This window comes from Peteryoungia rhizophila, from assembly GCF_004912145.1.
In the GTDB taxonomy this organism is placed as follows: domain Bacteria; phylum Pseudomonadota; class Alphaproteobacteria; order Rhizobiales; family Rhizobiaceae; genus Allorhizobium; species Allorhizobium rhizophilum.
In genome coordinates this window covers 933,337-954,857 of the sequence record NZ_STGT01000002.1, presented here as the reverse complement: position 1 = coordinate 954,857, position 21,521 = coordinate 933,337, and the positions used below count along the sequence as shown (strand labels likewise).

The following is a 21,521-nucleotide window of genomic DNA, read 5'->3' as shown; positions in this document are numbered from 1 at the left end:
TTTCAACGGGCGGTCTGCAGCGGAATGATCTTGGAACGGCTGAATTCGAAGCGGGCAGAATCGCGCACGATGCGCGGTTTTGCCTCGAAATCGGAAATGATCCCGGCGCCATAGCGCTCTGGCGCTTGGGGATCCTTGCGGTGCTTGTCGATCGCGATGACGCGGGTGCCGAGTTCAAAGGCCTCGCCCATGTCATGGGTCACCATGACGATGGTCATCTGCCGCTCGGTCCACAATTCTCGGATCAGAACATGCATGCTCTTGCGGGTGACGGGATCGAGCGCGCCAAAGGGCTCGTCGAGCAACAGCACCTTGGGCTGCATGATCAGCGCCTGGGCAATCGCCAGCCGCTGCTGCATGCCGCCCGACAATTGCTGCGGATATTTGTCGATCGCATCCTTGAGGCCCACCCGCTCGAGCAGCGCCATGGCCCGGTCGCGCAGCACCTTGCGCCGGACACCGAACAGTGTGCCGAGAAAGGCGGAGCCACGCCATTGCGGACCGAGCATGACATTGCCGAGCACGGTCTTGTGCGGAAAGACTGAATAGCGCTGGAAGACGACGCCGCGGTCATCGGTCGGTTCGCCCGCGATCGGCTGGCCGTCGAGCAGGATCTGGCCGCGGGTCGGCACTTCCTGGCTCAGCAGCAGCCGCAGCAGCGTTGTCTTGCCGACACCGCTCGGGCCGACGATCGACAGGAACTCGTGATCCTTGAGGGTCAGGCTGACATTTTCGAGCACGATCGCGTCGCCATATTCCTTCCAGACCTTGTCGATGACGATCTCGACCATCTCAGCCCTCCTTCAAGACCGACCAGGGGAAGAGCCAGGCCGACAGCTTGCGGAGCGCCAGATCGACGAGGAAGGCGAGCAGCGTGATCCAGATGACATAAGGCAGAATGATATCCATCGCGAGGTAGCGACGAACGAGGAAGATGCGGTAGCCGAGCCCGCCTTCGGCGGTGATCGCTTCCGCGGCGATAACGAAGAGCCAGGTTGCCCCGAGCGAGAGACGAACGGCATTGATCAGTCCCGGCAGCACCTGCGGCAAGACGACATGCACCAGCATATGCCAGGTGGAACCGCCCAGCGTCTGGGCCTTGATGATCTGCTCGCGCGGGATGGCCTCCACCCTGAGCACCACGTCACGCATCAGGAAGGGGGCGACGCCGAAGACGATCAGAACGATCTTCGAGACTTCGCCGAGGCCGAACAGGATGAAAAGGATCGGCAGAACGGCCAGCGGCGGCACCAGAGAGATCGCGGCCAGCACCGGATTAAAGACGGCCCGCAACTGCGGAATGAAGCCGATCGGAGCGCCGAGCACGAGCCCCATCACGGCGGAAATGCCGAGCCCCACGAAGAGACGCCAGAGGCTGAGATAGGTGTCATACCAGAAAAGAAGCGAACCACTGGCGCGATCCGGCTCGAACATCAGCCGCTGCATGGCAGCGGAAAAGGACGAGAGCGCTGGCATCAGCTTGTCCGTCGGATTGCCGGACAGGCGCGCTTCGGAGGCGAGCACATAGGCGAGAAGGATCAGCAGGAAGGGCAGCAGCCCAAGAAACAGGCTCTGACCGCGGGAGGGAGGGTAGTTGATGATCCGTTTCATGAACCTGTTCCCCTGCCCTGCCCCACCTGTTTCCTTCAGAGCCCGCCGTCTGCGCCGAGTTTGGCGTAGGAGGCGTCGACCCGGAGTTTGATATTGGCCGGATCGCCGAGCACGGTTCCGTCAGCAAGCTCGATGCCGATGGCGTCGACATTGGTCGCGCCTTGTCCGAACAACCCGCGATCGAAGGAGAACTTGCGAATGTCATCCATGATCGTGCCGGTCTTGGCATCGGTCAGGAATGTCACCGCTTCCGCTGGCGTGTAGAAGAAGAAGGTCGTGTCGATCTGGGTCTTCAGACCGGCCTGATCCGTCCCGAGCGCACTGGCCATATACTCGTTCACCGGCTTGGCCGTCTCGCCACCTGCCTTGATGGCGGCCAGGGCTTCATACCAGGCGCCTGTCAGCGCCTTGCCGAAGGCGGGGTTTTCCTTCAGCACCTCGGTATTGCCGATGAAGACGTCCATGATTTCGCCCGGGATCTGGGCGCTGTCGAACAGGACCTTGGTATCGGGTGAGCCGGAAATCATGTCCGCGGTCATCGGCTTCCAGGCGGCTGCGTTCTGAATGTCCGGATTGGCGAGATAGGCGGCGGCAATATCGGCGTCGGAAATGTTGACCGTCTTGACCTCGCCAACACCACTCATGCCGTTCAGCACAAGTGCGCGATTGAGCAGATAATGTGAGACGCTGTATTCGACGAGATAGACTTCCTTGTCCTTCAACTCGGCGATCGAAGACGCGGATTTCGACATCAGCACGTCATTGCCGTTCGAGTAGTCGGTAATCAGGAAGATAGACGTATCGACCCCGCCAGCCGCGGGCATGGTGAGAGCATCCATGCCGGCTACGCCGACAGCGTCGAGGTCGCCAGCGATGAACTGGTTGATGGAGCCGACATAGTCATTGACCGCCATCATCTCGATCTCGATGCCGTATTTATCGGCCCACTTCTTGAGAATGCCGCTGTCCTTGAGGTAGCCCATCGGCATGAAGCCGACATAGATGGTGTAGCCGACCTTGAACGAGGTCTTGGGCGCCGCGATTGCGCTTCCGGCCAGGGCCAGAGAAGCACCAAGGGTGATGATGAGGGACTGGGTTAAGGCTCGAAATGAGAATTTCATGGGCTATCTCCCGACCTTGTCGCACTGAGGATTGCCCTCAACTAAGCAAGCGTTTAATAGCTTCGCAAGTGCAAAAATGACGAAGATCAAATTATGGGCAGCATGCGGAAGTCTTTCTGCGAATTGCTATTTTTTAAGCGATGCAACGCGCTGCAATGCACAATTGAGCGCCAGAAAAATTGCCGATCGAGGGCGTTGAAGCGGCTTGATACGGCTGGGCAGAACAAGAAAGGGAGACGAATTGGCAAAGGTGGCGCGACAAAGACTGGACCCCAGTCGGCGGGTGGAACTCATTCTCGATGCGACGCTCGGTCTGGTCGGCACATCCCATTTCAGCGTCGTCACCATGCGCGACATCGCGCTGGCCTGCGATGTCAATGTCGCCCTGCTCTATCATTACTTCAGCAGCAAGGATCACCTGATCCGCGCCGTGCTGTCGCGTGCGCTCGGCCTGATCACGGACGACTTCGAGAGCCGCCGCGCGGCTCACGAAGATGATATCCTCGGCGACATCGGCGCCTGGTTTGCGACCCACACCGCCATGGCGCCGACGATGATGTCACGCATGGTCAAACTGATGTCGGATCAGGCGGCCCAACCGGTCAAGGATCCGGAACTCGACGCTCTCGTGCAGGGCTTCTATCGTTTCGAACGCGATCTGATCTTGTCGACGCTGGCAGCAGGCATGACGCAGGGGCGCTATCGGCCGTTGGATAGCGACATGCTGGCGCGCTTCGTCGGCCTTCATCTCGATGGCATATTCCACGCGGCGGAAAGCCGTGGCGAAATCCGAATTGCACAGGATATCCAAGACTTGCGCGCATTTCTCGAAGCGCAACTCATTGGATGATGTCGGACGCCAGCCTCTGAAAATGCAAAGCGTTTCGCCGGGCGTGAAGACCTACGCACATTCTGGTCTCGCTCTACACCACCGCTTGACAAACCGCGATTGAGCATATTTTAATCATGCACACGTTCTGAGCAGAACGGTCATATCTTTCACATCGACGACATCCGTCAACGGGCAACATTGCCCCACAACGCCCCGATCGCCGGGACCCGCGTTGTGGGTTTTTTGCGTTTGGAATTCACATGCTGGACCCAGTCAAAATCGGCATCCTCTACTCGACGACCGGGCCTTATGGCGCCATGGGCCGCGATGCCTTCGACGGCGTGGAATTCGCCTTCCACGAATACAGGAACGCAGGCGGCACACGCGTCCAGCCGGTCTTTTTCGATCCCCATGCCGATCTCGCCGCCTATCTGGAAGGTGCGCGCAGTCTGATCCGTGACAGTGGCTGCCGCCATATCATCGGCACGATCACCTCTGCCGCCCGCAAGGAAGTGCTGCCACTTGTCGAAAAGCACGACGGTCTCTTGTGGTACATGTGCCCCTATGAGGGCTTCGAGGCCAACGAGAACGTCATTTATATTGGCGGCTGTCCGAACCAGCACCTGATCCCCCTCTTCGAACATCTCGTCCCGCGCTTCGGTGCACGACCCTATCTCGTCGGCGCAAACTATGTCTGGGGCTGGGAGATGAACCGGCTGGCGCGTGAACTCGTCGCCAATGCCGGGGGCACGGTGCTGGGCGAACGCTACCTGCCGCTCGAGGAAACTGCGGTGGAACGCATCATCGCCGACATCGCGGAAAAGCGCCCGAGCTTCATCCTCAACAATCTCATCGGCCCGTCGAGCTACGCTTTCCTCGAAGCCATGCACGAACTCGGCAAACGCGATCCGGCATTTCTGCCGGAGAATTGCCCCGTTGCCAGCTGTGACCTGCAAGAAAGCGAACTCGATGAAATCGCCGCAGGTGCGGCGATCGGCCAGCTTTGCGCCGCCTCGTATTTCGACACGCTCGACAGCACAGAAAACCACGCGTTCAAGGCGCGGCTGCGCGCCTTCAAGCCCGAGACGCGACGCGTCTCCTGCATCTTCGCCAGCGCTTACACGGCCGTCACCATGTGTATCGCAGCCATCGAGGCATCGGCCGACAGCGACCCCGCCACCGTGCGCCGGCAGGTGCACGGCCGAACCTGGCCCGGCCTCTTCGGTGACATGGCCGTCGATCCCGTGACCAACCACGCCGCCCTGCCCTTCCTGCTCGGCCGCATCAACTCCGAGCGCGGTTTCGACGTGATCGCCGCCCGACCGCCTTTGGCGGCCGACCCTTACCTGACGGGCGGCAGTGCACGGCGAGAACCACGTCTGAAGGTCGTATCATGACCGCCAGGACACCCAATTTCACCGGCTGGCGCGTTGTGATCCTCGCAGAGGACGATTCCAACACCGAGAAGCTGCGCCGTCATCTGACACTGCTTGGCGTATCCGCCTCCCTTCAGTGGCTGCCCCTGTCGGGCGATGATCTGCCGGACCTCGTCATCGTCGACGCGGACCGCGGCTGGGATGAACTCCTGCCATGGGCACGGCGCAAACCTGCTCGCCCCGTCGCAGCCCTTCTGGGCTCGGAAGCGCCAGGGCGCATTGCATGGGCGATCGATTGCGGTGCGGCGTCCTTCATTCCGAAACCCGTGTCGGTCTCGACCATCTACCCGGCCCTCGTTCTCGCCGTCACGGCCCATGAGCAGCGTCTTGAAGACGAGGCGCGCATCGCAAAGCTCGAAGAGCGGCTGAAACTGCGCCCCATTGTCTTTGCGGCAGTCAATCGCCTGAAGATCGAGCGACAGATCGACGACGAACAGGCCTATGTCTTGCTCCGGACATGCGCCATGCGGCGGCGCATTCCCATCGAACAACTGGCAGCGCTCCTCGTCGGTGGGCTCGAAACACTGTGCGAGGCCGGCTGATGCGGATCTTCAAGGAAATCGGGCGCCAGCCTGCGGCACTCTTCGGCCTCATCGTGATCGGCCTCGTTCTGATCGCCGCCCTTGGCGCACCGCTGTTTGCGCCCTTCGATCCCGACGAGCAGATGTTCGATGGCCTCACTCTGGAGGGCGCGCCCATGCCGCCCGGCGGCCCCTTCCCGCTCGGCACGGACACGCTCGGGCGCGATCTCCTCTCCCGCATGCTTTTCGGCGCACGCACCTCCCTCATCATCGGCCTGGTTGCCAATGGCGTGGCGGTCACCATCGGACTGTTTGTCGGGATCACTGCCGGCTACATGCGCGGCTGGGCCGGCAACCTGATGATGCGGTTCACCGACTTGATGATGGCTTTCCCGGCGCTGCTGCTCGCCATCGTGCTTGCGGCGCTTCTGAAACCCAGCCTCTGGATCGTCGCCATGGTGATTGCACTGGTCAACTGGGTGCAGGTTGCCCGCATCGTCTATACCGAGACGCGCGGACTGGTGGAGCGCGACTTCATTCTCGCAGAGCGCTCGCTCGGCGCCGGTCACGCCCGCATCCTCTTCCTGCACATTCTGCCCCACCTCGTCCCTACCGCCATCGTCTGGGGCACGCTCGGGATCGCCACCACAGTGCTCCTCGAAGCTACGCTCTCCTTCCTCGGCATCGGCGTCCAACCGCCGAACCCGTCCTGGGGCAACATCATCTTCGAGAGCCAGAGCTATTTCCAGGCAGCCCCCTGGCTGGTCTTCTTCCCGGGTGCCGTGATCTTGCTGACCGCGCTTGCCTTCAACCTGGTGGGGGACGCCCTGCGCGACATCCTCGACCCGACTCAGCGGGGGCGAGGCTGATGCTGGAACTGCTCGGAAAACGACTGGTTCAGTCCATCTTTATCCTGTTCGGCGTGGCGGCGATCACCTTCGTCCTGCTCTACGCCCTGCCGGCGGATCCGGCACGCATGCTCGCCGGACGAAGCGCTACCCCTCAGACCGTCGAAAATATCCGGAAGGAGCTCGGCCTCGACCAGCCCCTGCCGGTGCAGTTCGCGCAATATGTCGGCGGGCTGGTCCAGGGCGACCTCGGCCGCTCCTACGCACAAAAGACCGAGGTCATCACGCTGATCGCCGCCCGCTTGCCGGCGACGCTGACCCTGATGGCCGCCGGTATCTTTCTCGAAGTGCTGCTCGGCGTGGTGCTCGGCTCGATCGCAGCCCTCAATCGCGGCGGCCTTCTCGATCGCACGGTCATGATGTCCGCCTTTGTCGGGGTCTCCGCCCCGCAATTCGTGGTCGCTCTGCTCCTGCTCTACGTCTTCGCCGCAACGCTCGGCTGGTTCCCGATGTCTGGTTATGGCACGGCAGCCCATGTCGTGCTGCCGGCTGCGACTCTCGGCATGCTCGGAGCCGGCTGGTACGCCCGCATGGTCCGCTCGGCCATGATCGACGTGCTGAACCAGGACTATATCCGCACCGCGCGCGCCAAGGGACTGTCCGGAGCCCGCGTCATCCTGCGCCATGTCCTGCCCAATGCCATCCTGCCGATCATCGCCATGATCGGCATCGATATCGGCCAGTTCATGGGCGGCGTGGTCGTGGTCGAGGCCGTCTATGGCTGGCCCGGCATCGGCCAGCTCGCCTGGCAGGCCATCCAGCAGGTCGACATACCCATCATCATGGGCGTCACGCTCACCTCTGCACTTGCCATCATCACCGGCAATCTGATTGCCGACCTGATTGCGCCGGTCATCGACCCGCGTATCCGTTCACACTGAAGCCTAACGACAAAAGGGGAACGTTCAATGTTCAGAAGTATGCTTCTCAACTCAACCGCCGCCGCCCTGATGGCGCTGATGCCGCTTGCGGCCAGCGCCCAGGACACGCCCACCAAGGGCGGCGATATCGTCGTCACCTACAAGGACGACATCACCACTCTCGATCCGGCCATCGGCTACGACTGGGTCAACTGGTCGATGATCAAGAGCCTCTATTCCCGCCTGATGGACTACGAGCCCGGCACCGCCAATCTCGTACCCTCGCTCGCCGAAAGCTTCGACGTCTCGGCCGATGGCCTGACCTACACCTTCAAGCTGCGGCCCGGCGTCAAATTCTCCAACGGTCGCGCAGTCGTCGCCTCCGACGTCAAGTATTCGATCGAACGCGCCGTCAATCCGAAGACGCAAGGCCCCGGCGCCGGCTTCTTCGGCGCGATCAACGGCTTCGATGCCGTGTCGGGCGGCACGTCGGAAACCCTGTCGGGCATCGAGACACCTGACGACATGACCGTCGTCTTCAAGCTGTCGCGCCCCGACGCCACCTTCCTGCACGTGCTGGCGATCAACTTCGCCTCGGTCGTGCCGAAGGAAGCCGTGGAAGCAGCAGCCGGTGACTTCGGCAAGAAGCCGGTCGGATCCGGCACCTTCATCCTGAAGGACTGGACGATCGGCCAACGGCTCGTCTTCGACCGCAATCCCGACTACTTCAACAAGGATCTGCCCTACATCGACAAGGTCACCGTCGAAGTCGGCCAGGAGCCGCTCGTGGCGCTCCTGCGTCTGCAGCAGGGCGAAGTCGACATCGCCGGCGACGGCATTCCGCCGGCCAAGTTCCTGGAGATCAAGAACTCGCCTGAAGGCGCGCAGATGATCGTCGATGGCGAACAGCTGCATACCGGCTATCTGACGCTCAACACCAAGATCAAGCCGCTGGATGACGTCAAGGTCCGCCAGGCGATCAACATGGCCGTCAACAAGGAGCGCATCACCCGCATTCTGAACGGTCGAGCGACACCGGCAAACCAGCCCCTGCCGCCGCTGATGCCGGGTTACGACAAGGCATATCCCGGCTATGCCTTCGACGTTGAAAAGGCCAAGGCCCTGCTCGCCGAAGCCGGCTTGCCCGATGGCTTCGAAACGGTGCTTTACTCCACCAACACCGATCCGCAGCCGCGCATCGCCCAGGCGATCCAGCAGGATCTGGCCGCCATCGGCGTCAAGGCCGAAGTCCGTGCACTGGCGCAGGGCAATGTGATTGCGGCCGGCGGCACCGAAGGCGAAGCCCCGATGATCTGGTCTGGCGGCATGGCCTGGATCGCCGACTTCCCGGATCCGTCCAACTTCTACGGCCCGATCCTCGGCTGCGGCGGCGCGGTTCAGGGTGGCTGGAACTGGTCCTGGTATTGCAACGAAGCGCTCGACAAGCGGGCGATCGAGGCCGACTCGATGTCCGATCCGGCCAAGGTTGCCGAGCGCCAGGCGGCCTGGGGCAAGATCTTCACCGACATCATGGCGGATGCGCCGTGGGTGCCCGTGATCAACGAACGTCGTGTCGTCGCCAAGTCGATGCGCATGGGCGGTCCCGACAACATCTACATCGATCCGACCCGCGTCATCAATTACGACGCGATCTTCGTGAAGCAGTAACGCAACTGCCCTTGCTCCTCCCTCCTCACGAGGGGGGAGCGCCTGCGGAAACATACGAGAAAACTTGAGGCATCATCATGTGCGTCGCCTGCAACCACACCATCCATCGGGCCCAGCATAATTTCGGCTGGAACAAGGACTTCTCCCCTGCCCTCGTCGCCAAGCCGGGCGAAACGATCTTGTTCGAATGCCTGGATTCCTCCGGCGGACAGCTCGGAGCCGACGCGACACTCGACACGCTTGCCAACCTCGATTTCGGCAAGATCAATCCGGTATCGGGACCCGTATATGTGGAAGGCGCCGAACCCGGTGATGCCCTGAAGGTCACGATCCGGAAATTCCACCCGTCAGGCCATGGCTGGACCGCGAACATCCCGGGCTTCGGTCTTCTCGCTGACCAGTTCAAGGATCCGGCGCTGCATGTCTGGTCCTATGACACCGCCTCGATGGCCCCGGCCGCCTATGGCCCCGGTGGTAAAGTGCCGCTCAAACCCTTCACCGGCACGATCGGCGTGGCACCCGCAGAGGCAGGCCTTCATTCTGTCGTCCCTCCCCGCCGCGTCGGCGGCAACATGGACATCCGCGACCTGACCTCGGGCGTGACGCTCTATCTTCCGATCGAAGTCGAGGGCGCACTTTTCTCGGTCGGCGACACGCATGCCGCCCAGGGTGATGGCGAAGTCTGCGGTACCGCAATCGAAAGCCAGATGAACGTCGAGCTGACCCTTGATCTGGTCAAGGGCGCCAACCTGAAGTCGCCGCGATTCACGACGACCGAACCGGTAACCCGCCATCTCGACGGCGCCGGCTACGAGGTTACGACCGGCATCGGTCCCGACCTGATGACCGGTGCGCAGGAAGCCGTCATGCGGATGATCGATCTGCTCACGGCCGAACACGGCATGAACCCGGTCGACGCCTACATGCTCTGCTCGGTCTGCGGAGACCTCAGGATCAGCGAAATCGTCGACATGCCCAACTGGGTCGTCTCCTTCTACTTCCCGAGGATCGTTCTGTCGTGACAGAGCAAAGTCAGGGACCGGATCCGGTCCTCTCCGTCAGAGAGCTCTCGGTCGACGCACGCACGCCGACCGGCCTGAAGCGCATTCTCGACCGGGTGTCCTTCGATCTCGCCGCCGGAGAGACCCTGTGTCTCGCAGGCGAATCCGGATCGGGCAAGTCGGTGACTTCGCTCGCCATCATGGGGCTTCTCCCCAAGGCGTCGCTGCGGATCACGTCAGGTGAAATCCGCCTCGGCGGTTCCGACCTGACGCAGAAGTCGGAGCGAGCGATGCGCCATATCCGCGGCGCCGACATCGCGATGATCTTTCAAGAGCCGATGACATCGCTCAATCCAGTGATGACAGTCGGCGCCCAGCTGAGCGAAGCAATTCGGGAGCACCGTCAGGACCTGACGGAAAGTCCGGAAGCCATCGCGCGCCAGATGCTCGACGCCGTGCAGATGACCGACCCGGCACGCCGGTTAACTCAGTATCCGCACGAACTGTCCGGCGGCATGCGCCAGCGCGTGATGATCGCCATGGCGCTCTCGTGCCGGCCGAAGGTCCTGATTGCGGACGAGCCGACCACGGCGCTCGACGTGACTGTCCAGGCACAGATCCTCACCCTGATGCGGGAGCTGCGGCACGAGTTCCAGACCTCGATCCTGATGATCACCCATGACATGGGCGTGGTCGCCGAAATGGCCGATCGCGTCGCCATCATGAAGTCCGGCGAAATCGTCGAGCAAGGCACGGCCATCGACATTTTCGCACGCCCCGCCGATCCCTACACACGGCAATTGCTGGCAGCCGTTCCCCGCCTCGGCGCTCTTGCCGGCACCGATGCCCCACCACGCGTGACGACCGCGCCGGCACCGACGCTTGCGCCGATCCCGGTGCTGGAAGTCGCCGGGCTTCATGTGACTTATGGCCGAAAGACCGGCTGGTTCCACCGCGGGCCGCAGCCAGAACCGACCGTGAAGAACCTCAGTTTCGACCTCAAGGCCGGTGAAACGCTCGGCCTCGTCGGCGAAAGCGGCTCCGGCAAATCCACCACCGGCAAGGCGGTCCTCGGCCTCATCCCCTTCGAGGGAAGCGTCCGGATCGCAGGCCAGGAGCTGTTCCCATCCTCCAGTGCGATTATGCGTCCGGTCCGTCGCACCGCGCAGATGATCTTCCAGGACCCCTATGCCTCGCTCGATCCGCGCATGAGCATCGGCGCGGCAATCGCCGAACCGCTGGTCATCCACGACATCGGAAACGCTTCGGAACGCCGAGACCGCGTAGCGGAATTGCTGAAACGGGTGGGCCTCACGCCCGATGCTGCCGAGCGCTATCCGCACGAATTTTCCGGTGGCCAGCGGCAGCGGATCTGCATCGCCCGCGCGCTGGCGCTCGAGCCGAAGCTGATCGTCGCCGACGAAAGCGTCGCCGCCCTCGACGTCTCGGTCCGTGCCAGGGTGCTTGACCTGATGCTGGAACTGCAGGAGCAGATGGGCCTCGCCTATCTCTTCATCTCGCACGACATGGCCGTCATCGAGAAGATGTCGCACCATGTGGCGGTTATGCGCCAGGGAGAGATCGTCGAGATCGGCACGCGCCGCGAGGTTTTCGAGAATCCGAGGAACGATTATACCCGCGCCCTGATGGCGGCAGTTCCGATCCCGGATCCGAGACTTTACCTCGAAAAAAACGGACGGATGGCAGCGAGCGCCTGACTATCAGGCTGCCGGCCGGGCTCACCTGGGATGGGTTGGGTGGGCTGGACCGCAGCGCACACCACCCTGCGGCCCCAAGCATCATGCCACCTCGGGAAGACCACCGATCAGCTTGTCGAGCGTCACCGGATAGTCGCGCACCCGCACGGCAGTGGCATTGTAGACCGCATTGGCAATCGCCGCAGAAACCCCGCAAAGACCGAGCTCGCCGACACCCTTGGCCTTCATCGGCGACGACATCGGATCGGTCTCGTCAAGGAAGATCACCTCCTGATGCGGGATGTCCGCATGCACGGCGACTTCATAGCCGGCGAGATCGTGATTGACGAAGAAGCCGCGGCGCGTGTCCACGGCCAGTTCTTCCGAAAGCGCGCCGCCAACGCCCATGGTCATCGCCCCGATCACCTGGCTTCGTGCCGTGATCGGATTGAGGATGCGGCCGGCCGCACAGACGGCAAGCATGCGCCGAACCCGGCATTCGCCGGTGAACACATCCACGCCGACCTCGACGAAATGCGCGCCGAAGGTCGATTGCTGGTGGGTCTTCGCAAGATCACCCCATTCCATCGTGTCCTCGCCGACCAGACCCTCCGGCCCGGCGGCCTCCGAGAGCGTGACGGAGCGATTGCCCGCGCGAACCTTGCTGTTTTCGAAGACGACCTCGTCGGAGTTGAAACCGAGCTTCTGGGCGACGGCTTCGCGCAGTTTCACACAAGCCGCATAGACACCGGAGGTCGAGGAATTGGCACCGAACTGTCCGCCGGAACCGGCCGAAATCGGAAAACGGGAATCCCCGAGCCGTACTTCGACCTCATCGACCGTCACTCCCATCATCTCCGCAGCCGTCTGCGCGATGATCGTATAGCTGCCGGTGCCGATGTCGGTCATGTCGGTCTCGACGGTGATTACGCCATCCTGGCCTAGTCGCACGCGGGCACCCGATGGAATGAGAAGATTGTCACGATAGGCCGCGGCAACGCCCGTCCCGATCATCCAGTTTCCCTCACGGCGTGACCCCGGCTGGCCCCGATCGCTCCAGCCGAAACGCTCGGCCCCGAGGCGCAGACAACCGATGAGGTCCCGTTTGGAGAATGGCCGCTCCGGCTTCTCCGGATCGACCTGCGTGTCGTTGATGACCCGAAGCTGGATGGGATCCAGCCCGAGCTTTTCCGCCATCTCGTCCATAGCGACTTCGAGCGCCATGAGGCCGGGCGCCTCGCCGGGCGCGCGCATGGCATTTCCTTCCGCCAGATCGAGCGTCGCAAGCCGCATCGCGGTCATGCGGTTGGCTCCGGCATAGAGTAGCCGCGTCTGGTTGACGGCCGGCTCGACCTTCCCGCCTGCCAAGTCGCCGGACCAGCTCTCGTGCGCGATGGCCTGGATCCGACCGTCTGCCGTGGCACCGATGCGCACCCGCTGGATCGTGGCCGGTCGATGGGTGGTGTTATTCATGATGAAGGGCCGCGGCAGCGCGACCTTGACGGCGCGCCCGACGGCCTTTGCCCCCAGCGCTGCGAGCACGGCATCCACCCGCAGGAACAGCTTGCCACCGAAACCGCCGCCGATATACGGCGACATGAGGCGGATCTTGTCCTTGTCGATATCGAGGAACGTGGCGAGGTCTCCCCGCCACCAGTCGATCATCTGGCTCGAGGTCCAGACCTGCACCTCGTCACCGTCCCAGGCCGCGATGGAGGCATGCGGTTCCATCGCCGCATGCGACTGATCCGGCGTGCTGTACTTCGCATCGAGTGTCACGGGCGCGTCGGCATAGCCCTTGTCGAAGTCACCGAAGGCCGTATCGGGCGCCTGATCGTCATCAGGCTTGACCGCCGTCTCCATGGCGCCTGCAAGGTCGAATGAGCCAGCTTCCTCGGCATACTCAACCTTGATCAGGGAGGCCGCCGCTCGCGCCTGTTCGAAGGTCTCCGCGATTACAAGGGCGATCGCCTGGTGGTAATGCTGCACCTGGCTACCGCCGAACAGGTTTGCGGTATTGTATTCGCCCCTCTTGCGATCACCGACATCGAGTGTCGTGACCACCGCAAGCACGCCGCGTGCGCTTTTGGCATCAGTGGCGTCGATCGAGAGGATACGTCCCTTCGCGATCGCTGCCCCGACGGGATAGCCATAGGCATAGCGCAGGTCCGGATCGTGCCATTCATAGGCATAGGTCGCCCGACCGGTCGTCTTCAATGAGCCGTCGATGCGGTGGGTCGGTCGGCCCACGACCTTCAGGTTGTCGATGGGATTGGTGGTTGCTGGCGTGTCGAACTTCATGGCCTCAACCTCTTGCTTCCGCGATCACGGCGCTCAGGATGCGCTCCACCAGATCGACCTTGAACTTGTTCTGCTCCGTGGGACGTGCGCCGGCCAGCAGTATGGACGACGTAGCCCGCGCGCCCTTCGTGAGCTCCGCCTCGGCCGCCTCGACCCGCCAAGGCTTGTGGGCGATGCCGCCGACAGCGACCCTCCCTGAGCCGTCCTCTTGCAGGACGGCGCCGACGGACACCAGGGCAAAGGCATAGGACGCCCGATCGCGCACCTTGCGATAGATCTGCCGTCCACCCACCGGCGGCGGAAGCACGACGGCCGTGATGATCTCCCCCTGCTCCAGCACCGTTTCGATGTGCGGCGTATCTCCGGGCAGGAGATGAAAGTCCTCAATCGCAATGACACGATGACTGCCGTCCGGCTTCACCGTCTCGACGACCGCGTCCAGCGCACGCATGGCAATTGCCATGTCGCTCGGATGCGTAGCGATGCAGGCGTCGCTAACGCCGATCACAGCATGCTGGCGGCTAAACCCGCCGATGGCGGAACAGCCGCTGCCGGGCTGGCGCTTGTTGCAGGGCTGATTGGTATCGTAAAAGTAAGGACAGCGTGTCCGCTGCAGCAGGTTCCCGGCGGTCGTCGCCTTGTTGCGCAACTGGCCAGACGCACCGGCCAGCAATGCTCGCGACAGCAGCGGGTAGTCACGCCGAACGAGGTCATGCGCCGCGAGATCGGTGTTGCGCACCAGAGCGCCGATCCTTAAGCCACCGTCCGGCGTCCGTTCGATCTGGTCCAGGCCCAGCCCGTTGACGTCGATCAGATGGGTCGGTGCCACGATCTCGAGCTTCATCAGGTCGAGAAGATTGGTACCACCGGCGATGAACTTGGCGTCCGGATTGGAGGCGGCAACGCGCGCCGCAGCCTCGACGGAGGAGGCGCGTTCAAAGGTAAAGGCTCTCATGCTCGTGTTCCCGCAACCTCGGTGATGGCATCGATGATGTTGGAATAGGCGCCGCATCGACAGATGTTGCCGCTCATCCGCTCGCGGATCTCTTCATCCGTCACGGTAGCTTCTGCGGTCAGGTCGGATGTGACATGGCTCGGGATATTCGCCCTGATCTCGTCGAGCACCGCGATGGAGGAACAGATCTGGCCGGGCGTGCAATAGCCACACTGGAAACCGTCATGCTTGACGAAGGCTGATTGCATCGGGTGGAGGTTGCCAGGCTCTCCCAGCCCCTCAATCGTCGTGACGTCGTCACCCTCATGCATGACGGCAAGCGTCAGGCATGCATTGACCCGACGTCCATCGATCAGAACGGTACAGGCACCGCACTGACCGTGATCACAGCCCTTTTTCGTGCCGGTGAGATGCAGGTGCTCGCGCAAGGCATCGAGCAGAGTCGTCCTGTTGTCCAACTCCAAATCGCGAGGCTGACCGTTGATCGTCAGGGAGAGTTTAGTGCTGTAACTCATTGAATGTCCTGGTGTCTGAAGCTGGCTCCCAGGTCAGGAGCTCATGCACATGGAGTGAGGGGTGTTTCCGGGATATCACCGTCATGGGATGAAATGTGTCAAAGCCGTACGGCTCGAATGCGGTCTGGGCTCGTCACGTCAGAGGCTGGTCTTTCTGCCAATTGCGGTAGGGTGCCAGCAACTGCCCCGGAAAGCGGCGTTCGATCTCCTCTTCCACGAGCGCGATCCTCGAGAGAACGTCGTCTCGGTCGGCGGATTGGTTCTCGCTCGATATTTCCAGCGACCGCATGGCCGCGAAGACTTCGTCTTCGGTCATCGCTTCGAGCCGGGACGCAAAGTCCGCCACGTCTTCCGTCAAAATCTCGCTTGTCATCATGATGGCGCTCCCAATTTCTGGGAAAGTCTGACGGCGTGGGATTGTTCCAATCTCTTTACGGCTCGCTGACTTACTGCGCCAGTTGCGTCATTCGTGACCAAGGCAACACTTCCGGAGACCGAGCCCTGCCATGCTACGAGCATTCAAGCCTCTTCCAAACATGAAAGACACCCCACCGCCTGTGCCGCAGGGTGTCTGATAAGAAGTTGAAGCGCTGAACGCCTTGCAGCCGGCCAGCCTTCAGGCTTCGACCGTTTCGCGAACATCGTCGAGCAGAAAATGCACGACAACATAGCGGGTCGAATAGGCCCGCCCGCTGTCGGAGACGCTCTCGACCGTACCGCCGTCAGCCGGATGCCACTGGCTGTAGTGAGGATTGTTGACGATCAGCGTGATCGCCTTTCCGGGGAACCGCCCCTGTAGGCGATAGCGCGCTTCGGCCAGCGGCCAGATGCGCTCGTAGTCGGCCTGCGTCATGCGAACCTTCAGGGCCCGTCGATGGATTGCCTCGCTGTGCGAACCGTCCTCCCGGTCGCGCGCCGGACTGTCGAGGGTCACTTCCTCTGCCGCGTCGAGAATGAAACCGAATTCCTCAGGCCACATACGTCTCATCAAATTGCTCCTCCCCGAGCGTTTTCATGCTGACACTGGAGAGTGTAGCGCGTCTGGCACGGGAAACAATGCGAGAATGTGGGAGACGTCATCCCATACGAGGAATTGGACTCTTGCAGCGTGACCGACGGCCGCCCTGTGAGCGGTGGGGGAACTCTATGGTGCACCGGCGGTTGGGCATTCTTCTCAACGACCAGATGGAGAATTCCGATGCAGACCACCATTGACACTTACGATCCAGTGCCAGCCGACGATATCCGAACTGCCCCGACAGCCGCGCCGTTGGCGGATGACGCGAGTCGCGCGGAAATTCGTCGCTTTTATCCGGCGTCGGCCTTTCGCGGACCTCTGTTCGAGACCAACGACAAGATCGCGCTCGCCATGGCGACAGTCATGCTGATCGGCCCACTCGTCGCCCTGCCGATCGGCTTGGGATGACGCGCCGGCCGAGCAGGCACACTCATTCGGTGCAGCCGGTATCCTTCAGCGCCTGGGCATGAAAGCGACGCAGTGCCGCTTCGATATCGGCCTTGCTGAAGCTGTGCCCGGCAGTCGCAAGGTCGCGCGAGAGCCGCGAGATAACGTCGCCGTCGCCGGCGACCTCATGATCCACGGCGTGAAGGTCCTTCGCATAACGGCCGAGATCGTCGCCCGCGAAGCCAATCAGCGAGCCGGCCCAATAGCCGGCGAGAAGATTGCGCCTGGCGCGGATGCTGCCGAGTGCTTCTTCTTCGTGATGATGCGCCTCGCCTGACGGCGGGGGTGTCGGGGCAGATGTTGAAGACATGGCTGGTTCCTCCTCGATTTTTATCAGGCTTCCGCTTCAGCAGCGGTGAGATGAGTGGCGACCGGTACGCAGGCGGGATTGCCGGCGTCCAGAAGCTCGGCCGGGCTGGTTAGCCCCGTGGCGACACTGACGATAGTCGTTCCTGCCCACCACATGTCGCCCGTCGCGCGTTCGATCAGGATTGGCCCGGTCGTGCTCAGGCAAGCGCGGGCCTGGCTCATGATCTCGACCGGGGCCCGAGCATCCTGCAGCCGTGCCTCTATTTCTGCCTGGACCGGATCGACGACAAAGAATGCAAACACGGAAGCGATGAATTCAGCAATCATCGGCGCACCTCCTTGAGCGCCAACGACCCTGCTTCGCCGCCCCGCGGCGAAAGGATACGCGGCTTCGGATGGCCGGGGCGCAAAGAAGCACCATCGAGGCTCGGGAAGCGACCCGGGCTGATCAGAATAGAATGGTAGCGTGGCATGAATTGGTCCTTGGACCGGCAGCGGTGTCGAAACGGTCCGACATCGCAAAAGCGCCGGAGGCTTTTGCCAGAGGGGCCCGGACCAGCGGGTTGATCGCCATATGGGGATCGATTCGGGCGGGATCAAGGCGTCGTGACGACCCGTCAAAAATGGAGTGGGCCATGCAGCCAGGGTCTTGTGAGGCCCTTTGATGCATGGCCCGGGCGACGGGCGATCGAGGCACGAAAGATGAGCCATCCGGCCGATCGAGGCCGTCGCCACTTGGAGATCAGCGGATGATCGGGCAACCGCGGATATTGGCGAAGACCATCCGGTCACGGCCACCATGGCGAATACCGGCAACGACCACGCGACGCGGCGTCACGTCAGCGACAAAGGCACGGCGCAGACCGTTCCAGCGAGCCTTTTCGACGGCATGATGCGGGCGGCATTCGCCACGGCGCGGACGGTCCATGCCGGGACGATCCCAGCCCGGGCGATGGCCGGGGCGATCCCAGCCAGGGCCGCCGTGGCGCGGACCGTCGATATAGACGCCCCAGCCGAAGCTGTCGGCAGAGGCCGTGGAGGCGAGACCGGTGGTCGCCATAACAGAGACGATTGCTACGAGACCGATTTTGCGAAGCATGCCGAACATTTTCTCTCTCCTTGAAGAAGCGCCCCTCGGCGCCGTCGTTTCCATCCCGCCATGTCGAGCGATTGATGTGAGGATAGGAGAGCTCGGCTGAATGCAGTCCGAATCCCGCATTCAGCGAATGTTCACCTTGTCACCTGCGCGAAGGGCGTCCCATCAGACATTCAGGATCATCTCCCGGCGATGCGGGTTGTCGCGGTGTTCGAACAGATAGATCCCCTGCCAGGTGCCGAGCAGAAGCCGATTGCCGGAAAACGGGATCGACAGCGAGACAGGCAGTAGGGCTGCCTTGATATGCGCCGGCATATCGTCGGGTCCCTCGTCGCGGTGCGTTATCCAGTTCATCTGCGGATCCGTGGTGGGCGGCACGAGCCTGCGAAAGAAGGCCTTGAGGTCTGTCTGAACAGAGGGGTCAGCATTCTCCTGAATGAGCAAGGAGCAGGATGTGTGGCGCACGAAGACCGTCATCATCCCCTCCTCGGCGCTCGTCTTGCGCAGAAAACCATGAGCCTCATCGGTGAACTCGTAGAGCCCCTGCCCCCGTGTGGAAATCGAAAGCCGCTGCATCGCCATGTGTCGCACCTCACTCTCTCGCGGGGAGAACCACGCCCCGCCTCTAGTCAGCCTTCATTCGCCTCTGTAGTCTCCGCCCGAATAGGGAGAACCACGGACCATGAGCCTGATCGAAACCATCGAAAAACAGGAAAGCCTGCTCGTTTTCAAGAGCTTCGACGAGCTCGTGGCACTCGAGGTCGGTCGACGGCTGGTGGATCTTGCTCTCTCCGAAAACGCGCCTGTCGTGATCGACATCCGCACGCCGGACCGAACGCTGTTTCACGCTGCCCTGCCGGGCGCTTCACCCGACAACGATCACTGGGCACGCCGCAAGAGCAATGTGACGCTGCGCATGCACAAGGCCTCCTTGCGCGTCGGTGAGCTCAATCGCAGCCGCGGTCGCGGCGTCTCTCCCGAGATCGGCCTCGATCCGATGGACTATGCCGACCATGGCGGTAGTTTCCCGATCCGTGTCGCCGGCACCGGCGTCGTGGCCGCCGTCACGGTCTCCGGCCTCAAGTCCGAGGAGGATCACGCGATGATCGTTACCGTACTTGAAGGTTTGCTCGCCGCGAACTAATCGATATGAGGCTCAGGGCCGCGTACCGGCATACAGGCTGAGGCGCGTGAAGAGATCTCCCTCGCGTTCCAACACCAGAACGGCAGGCAGGGCATAGGGGCCCGCATCCCCATCGGAGCCTGATTCGGCGTCATGACGATCCGAACCGTTGAGGGTGCATTCGACGGCGACGCGAAAGCCGGCACCGTCGGTCATCACGACATGATCCGACAGCGTGATGCCGTGGCGCAGCACATAGGCCGCGAGCGTATCCCGGAAGGAGGCGTGGCCGATCACCCTGATGCCATCGGGCAGATCGAGTACCGCCTCCTCCTCGAACATCGGGAGCAGCGCGTCGAAGTCATGACGATTGAGGGCATCGATAACGGCAAGTGTCTGGTTTTCAAGTGACATGGGCTACTCCTTCTCTTGATCTAATCTAGGCAATGCTGTCGCCGGGACAAGATCCGCCCGTATTGCCGAAGGCGTCAGGCGATCGGATGAAGCACGGCGCCCGCCGCCCGCACCACCGCATCGGTCAGGGGCTTGAGCGCGCCCGCCACGGAGCGGCTGACATGCCAGTAGAGCGGCACGTCGAGTGGCTGCCCGGCAATGAGCTCCCTCAGCCGACCATCGGCCAATGCCGCCGCCGCCAATGGCTCCGGGTTCATCCCCCAGCCGAGGCCGGCACAGGCGGCATCGACAAAGGCATGGCTCGATGGCAGCCAGTGGGACGGCCCAGTCGCAGACACGTTGAGGACCTGCTCCGCCCAACGCGTCTGGAGGCGATCCTTCGCATTGAAGGTGATGACAGGCGCACGGGCGATCTGCCTAGGCGCCACGCCGTCTGCCCCGAACCAGTGATCGACAAAGGCGGGACTGGCGGTGGCGAGATACCGCAGCGCTCCGAGCGGCCGGCAGTCGCAGCCCTGAACCGGTTTCGCCGAGCCGCTGATGGCAGCCCTGACGTCACCACGTCTCAGCCATTCCGCGCTGTGATCCTGATCGTCAATCACGAGATCGAAAAGGACGGAATCGACACGCGCCATGGCCGGCACGAACCAGGTTGCGAGGCTGTCGGCATTGACCGCGAGCCTCAGCGTCGGCCAGCCGTCGCTCTCTGCCTCATTTTTCGATCCGAGCCCCAGATCGCGTCGCGCCCCCTGTTCAAGGAGCCGGACTTCCTCGGCATGACGAAACAGCCGGTCCCCGGCATCTGTTGCCCGGCAGGGCTGCGAACGAATGACGAGTGAGGTTCCGACCTGTTCCTCGAGTTGACGCACACGCTGCGATATCGCCGACTGGGTGACATGCAACATCTGCGCCGCGCGTTCGAAACTGCCGGTTCTGAGAACCGCTGACAAGGCCGCGAGTTGTGCAGGATCGAACATTAGGGCAGCTTATTCCGGATTAGATTTATTACCTTCTCTAATTCACCGTCTCCCACTAGTCAAAGCGGCATCAAACGGGGAGTTCATCATGATCGTTGCCGCCACTGCCGGGTTCTTCCTGGGCCTCAGCCTGATCGTCGCGATCGGCGCGCAGAATGCCTTCATCCTGCGTCAGGGTCTGCGGCGCGAACATGTTTTGCCGCTGGTCCTCACCTGCGCCATCTCCGACGCGATCCTGATTGCGCTCGGCGTGGCGGGATTCGCAACCGTGCTGTCGCGTGTGGAGTGGCTGGAACCTGTCCTCCGTTATGGCGGTGCCGCCTTCCTCATCGCCTATGCACTCCGCAGCGCCTATTCCGCCTGGACGGGCGGCAACAGCCTGCGTGCAGGCGAGACTGCCGGGACGAGCCTACGAACGGCCCTTCTCACCTGCCTCGCCTTCACCTGGCTGAACCCGCATGTCTATCTCGATACCGTCGTGCTGCTCGGTTCGATCTCGACCCGGTATGCCGGCCATGAACGGGCCTTTGCGCTCGGAGCCATGACCGCATCCTTTTTCTTCTTCTTCAGCCTGGGTTATGGCGCCCGGCTTCTCGCCCCCCTGTTCTCGAGACCCGCCTCCTGGCGTGTCCTCGATGGTGTCATCGCCCTCGTCATGGCCTCGATTGCGATCAAGCTGCTGCTCTGATCCCCTTCGCGCTGTGCTAGCGT

General features: G+C 62.4%; 24 protein-coding genes and 1 pseudogene. 11 read left to right on the top strand and 14 right to left on the bottom strand.

Annotated features, from left to right (window positions below):
- Positions 1 to 2: 2 nt before the first annotated feature.
- The 3 genes from E9677_RS10495 to E9677_RS10485 are packed head-to-tail and all read right to left on the bottom strand — an operon-like array spanning position 3 to position 2,732.
- Entirely contained in the window at positions 3 to 791 is a 789-nt protein-coding gene (locus tag E9677_RS10495) for an ABC transporter ATP-binding protein (protein WP_136558029.1), read from the bottom strand.
- Position 792: 1 nt separating this feature from the next.
- Positions 793 to 1,611, bottom strand: a complete 819-nt coding sequence (locus E9677_RS10490) for an ABC transporter permease (RefSeq protein WP_136558028.1) — start codon at positions 1,609 to 1,611, stop codon at positions 793 to 795.
- Between the two features lie 35 nt (positions 1,612 to 1,646).
- A complete protein-coding gene (locus E9677_RS10485; protein WP_136558027.1) occupies positions 1,647 to 2,732 on the bottom strand; it encodes a putative urea ABC transporter substrate-binding protein in 1,086 nt (361 codons plus the stop codon).
- A gap of 250 nt (positions 2,733 to 2,982) precedes the next feature.
- Here E9677_RS10485 and E9677_RS10480 point away from each other — a divergent pair, with 250 nt between their 5' ends.
- From E9677_RS10480 to E9677_RS10445, 8 genes are all read left to right on the top strand, one after another.
- Positions 2,983 to 3,582, top strand: coding sequence for a TetR/AcrR family transcriptional regulator (locus E9677_RS10480; protein WP_235882926.1), 600 nt, complete (start codon positions 2,983 to 2,985; stop codon positions 3,580 to 3,582).
- A 242-nt stretch (positions 3,583 to 3,824) separates the two neighbouring features.
- Positions 3,825 to 4,961 carry a transporter substrate-binding protein gene (locus E9677_RS10475; protein WP_136558025.1) on the top strand — a complete coding sequence of 379 codons (1,137 nt, stop codon included), beginning with the start codon at positions 3,825 to 3,827 and terminating at the stop codon, positions 4,959 to 4,961.
- A complete protein-coding gene (locus E9677_RS10470) occupies positions 4,958 to 5,542 on the top strand; it encodes an ANTAR domain-containing response regulator (RefSeq protein ID WP_136558024.1) in 585 nt (194 codons plus the stop codon). Before E9677_RS10475 ends, E9677_RS10470 begins: the two co-directional genes overlap by 4 nt.
- Positions 5,542 to 6,390: an ABC transporter permease gene (locus E9677_RS10465; RefSeq protein ID WP_136558023.1), complete on the top strand. Its 849-nt coding sequence runs from the start codon at positions 5,542 to 5,544 to the stop codon at positions 6,388 to 6,390. The genes E9677_RS10470 and E9677_RS10465 overlap by 1 nt, the downstream gene beginning before the upstream one ends.
- Positions 6,390 to 7,310 carry an ABC transporter permease gene (locus E9677_RS10460; RefSeq protein ID WP_136558022.1) on the top strand — a complete coding sequence of 307 codons (921 nt, stop codon included), beginning with the start codon at positions 6,390 to 6,392 and terminating at the stop codon, positions 7,308 to 7,310. Before E9677_RS10465 ends, E9677_RS10460 begins: the two co-directional genes overlap by 1 nt.
- Positions 7,311 to 7,337: 27 nt before the next feature.
- Positions 7,338 to 8,957, top strand: a complete 1,620-nt coding sequence (locus tag E9677_RS10455; RefSeq protein WP_136558021.1) for an ABC transporter substrate-binding protein — start codon at positions 7,338 to 7,340, stop codon at positions 8,955 to 8,957.
- A gap of 77 nt (positions 8,958 to 9,034) precedes the next feature.
- A complete protein-coding gene (locus tag E9677_RS10450; protein ID WP_136558020.1) occupies positions 9,035 to 9,979 on the top strand; it encodes an acetamidase/formamidase family protein in 945 nt (314 codons plus the stop codon).
- Positions 9,976 to 11,676 carry an ABC transporter ATP-binding protein gene (locus tag E9677_RS10445; RefSeq protein ID WP_136558019.1) on the top strand — a complete coding sequence of 567 codons (1,701 nt, stop codon included), beginning with the start codon at positions 9,976 to 9,978 and terminating at the stop codon, positions 11,674 to 11,676. The genes E9677_RS10450 and E9677_RS10445 overlap by 4 nt, the downstream gene beginning before the upstream one ends.
- Before the next feature lie 81 nt (positions 11,677 to 11,757).
- Here E9677_RS10445 and paoC read toward each other — a convergent pair whose 3' ends face one another.
- The 5 genes and pseudogenes from paoC to E9677_RS10420 form a co-directional block, all read right to left on the bottom strand.
- Complete coding sequence (gene paoC / locus E9677_RS10440) at positions 11,758 to 13,956, bottom strand: aldehyde oxidoreductase molybdenum-binding subunit PaoC (RefSeq protein WP_136558018.1); 2,199 nt, start codon at positions 13,954 to 13,956, stop codon at positions 11,758 to 11,760.
- A gap of 4 nt (positions 13,957 to 13,960) precedes the next feature.
- On the bottom strand, positions 13,961 to 14,911 hold the full coding sequence (locus tag E9677_RS10435; protein WP_136558017.1) for an FAD binding domain-containing protein: 951 nt from the start codon (positions 14,909 to 14,911) through the stop codon (positions 13,961 to 13,963).
- Positions 14,908 to 15,444, bottom strand: a pseudogene (gene paoA / locus E9677_RS10430) (aldehyde dehydrogenase iron-sulfur subunit PaoA); the annotation flags it as partial. The pseudogene paoA and the gene E9677_RS10435, both read right to left, overlap by 4 nt.
- Before the next feature lie 115 nt (positions 15,445 to 15,559).
- On the bottom strand, positions 15,560 to 15,802 hold the full coding sequence (locus tag E9677_RS10425; protein ID WP_136558015.1) for a hypothetical protein: 243 nt from the start codon (positions 15,800 to 15,802) through the stop codon (positions 15,560 to 15,562).
- A gap of 240 nt (positions 15,803 to 16,042) precedes the next feature.
- On the bottom strand, positions 16,043 to 16,405 hold the full coding sequence (locus E9677_RS10420) for a hypothetical protein (protein ID WP_168801189.1): 363 nt from the start codon (positions 16,403 to 16,405) through the stop codon (positions 16,043 to 16,045).
- A 219-nt stretch (positions 16,406 to 16,624) separates the two neighbouring features.
- On the opposite strand from E9677_RS10420, the gene E9677_RS10415 reads away from it, so the two are divergent.
- Positions 16,625 to 16,852 (top strand): hypothetical protein, encoded by a 228-nt coding sequence (locus E9677_RS10415; protein ID WP_136558013.1) that lies wholly within the window; start codon positions 16,625 to 16,627, stop codon positions 16,850 to 16,852.
- 22 nt (positions 16,853 to 16,874) lie between these two features.
- Here the strand turns inward: E9677_RS10415 and E9677_RS10410 are convergent, their stop codons facing one another.
- The 4 genes from E9677_RS10410 to E9677_RS10395 all read right to left on the bottom strand — a co-directional run bounded on the left by E9677_RS10410 (position 16,875) and on the right by E9677_RS10395 (position 18,878).
- Positions 16,875 to 17,201: an ATPase inhibitor subunit zeta gene (locus E9677_RS10410; protein ID WP_136558012.1), complete on the bottom strand. Its 327-nt coding sequence runs from the start codon at positions 17,199 to 17,201 to the stop codon at positions 16,875 to 16,877.
- A gap of 23 nt (positions 17,202 to 17,224) precedes the next feature.
- Positions 17,225 to 17,527, bottom strand: coding sequence for a hypothetical protein (locus E9677_RS10405; RefSeq protein WP_136558011.1), 303 nt, complete (start codon positions 17,525 to 17,527; stop codon positions 17,225 to 17,227).
- 415 nt (positions 17,528 to 17,942) lie between these two features.
- Positions 17,943 to 18,308 (bottom strand): hypothetical protein, encoded by a 366-nt coding sequence (locus tag E9677_RS10400; protein ID WP_136558010.1) that lies wholly within the window; start codon positions 18,306 to 18,308, stop codon positions 17,943 to 17,945.
- Positions 18,309 to 18,461: 153 nt separating this feature from the next.
- Positions 18,462 to 18,878, bottom strand: a complete 417-nt coding sequence (locus E9677_RS10395) for a secondary thiamine-phosphate synthase enzyme YjbQ (RefSeq protein WP_136558009.1) — start codon at positions 18,876 to 18,878, stop codon at positions 18,462 to 18,464.
- Positions 18,879 to 18,978: 100 nt separating this feature from the next.
- Between E9677_RS10395 and E9677_RS10390 the strand changes: the two genes are divergently transcribed.
- On the top strand, positions 18,979 to 19,440 hold the full coding sequence (locus E9677_RS10390) for a heme-degrading domain-containing protein (RefSeq protein WP_136558008.1): 462 nt from the start codon (positions 18,979 to 18,981) through the stop codon (positions 19,438 to 19,440).
- Positions 19,441 to 19,452: 12 nt separating this feature from the next.
- Here E9677_RS10390 and E9677_RS10385 read toward each other — a convergent pair whose 3' ends face one another.
- Positions 19,453 to 19,833, bottom strand: coding sequence for a YybH family protein (locus tag E9677_RS10385; RefSeq protein ID WP_136558007.1), 381 nt, complete (start codon positions 19,831 to 19,833; stop codon positions 19,453 to 19,455).
- Positions 19,834 to 19,907: 74 nt separating this feature from the next.
- The gene (locus E9677_RS10380) at positions 19,908 to 20,810 is read right to left on the bottom strand and encodes a LysR family transcriptional regulator ArgP (protein WP_136558006.1); all 903 of its coding nucleotides are present in this window, start codon (positions 20,808 to 20,810) and stop codon (positions 19,908 to 19,910) included.
- 88 nt (positions 20,811 to 20,898) lie between these two features.
- Between E9677_RS10380 and E9677_RS10375 the strand changes: the two genes are divergently transcribed.
- Positions 20,899 to 21,498 carry a LysE/ArgO family amino acid transporter gene (locus E9677_RS10375; protein WP_205910121.1) on the top strand — a complete coding sequence of 200 codons (600 nt, stop codon included), beginning with the start codon at positions 20,899 to 20,901 and terminating at the stop codon, positions 21,496 to 21,498.
- Positions 21,499 to 21,521 lie beyond the last annotated feature (23 nt).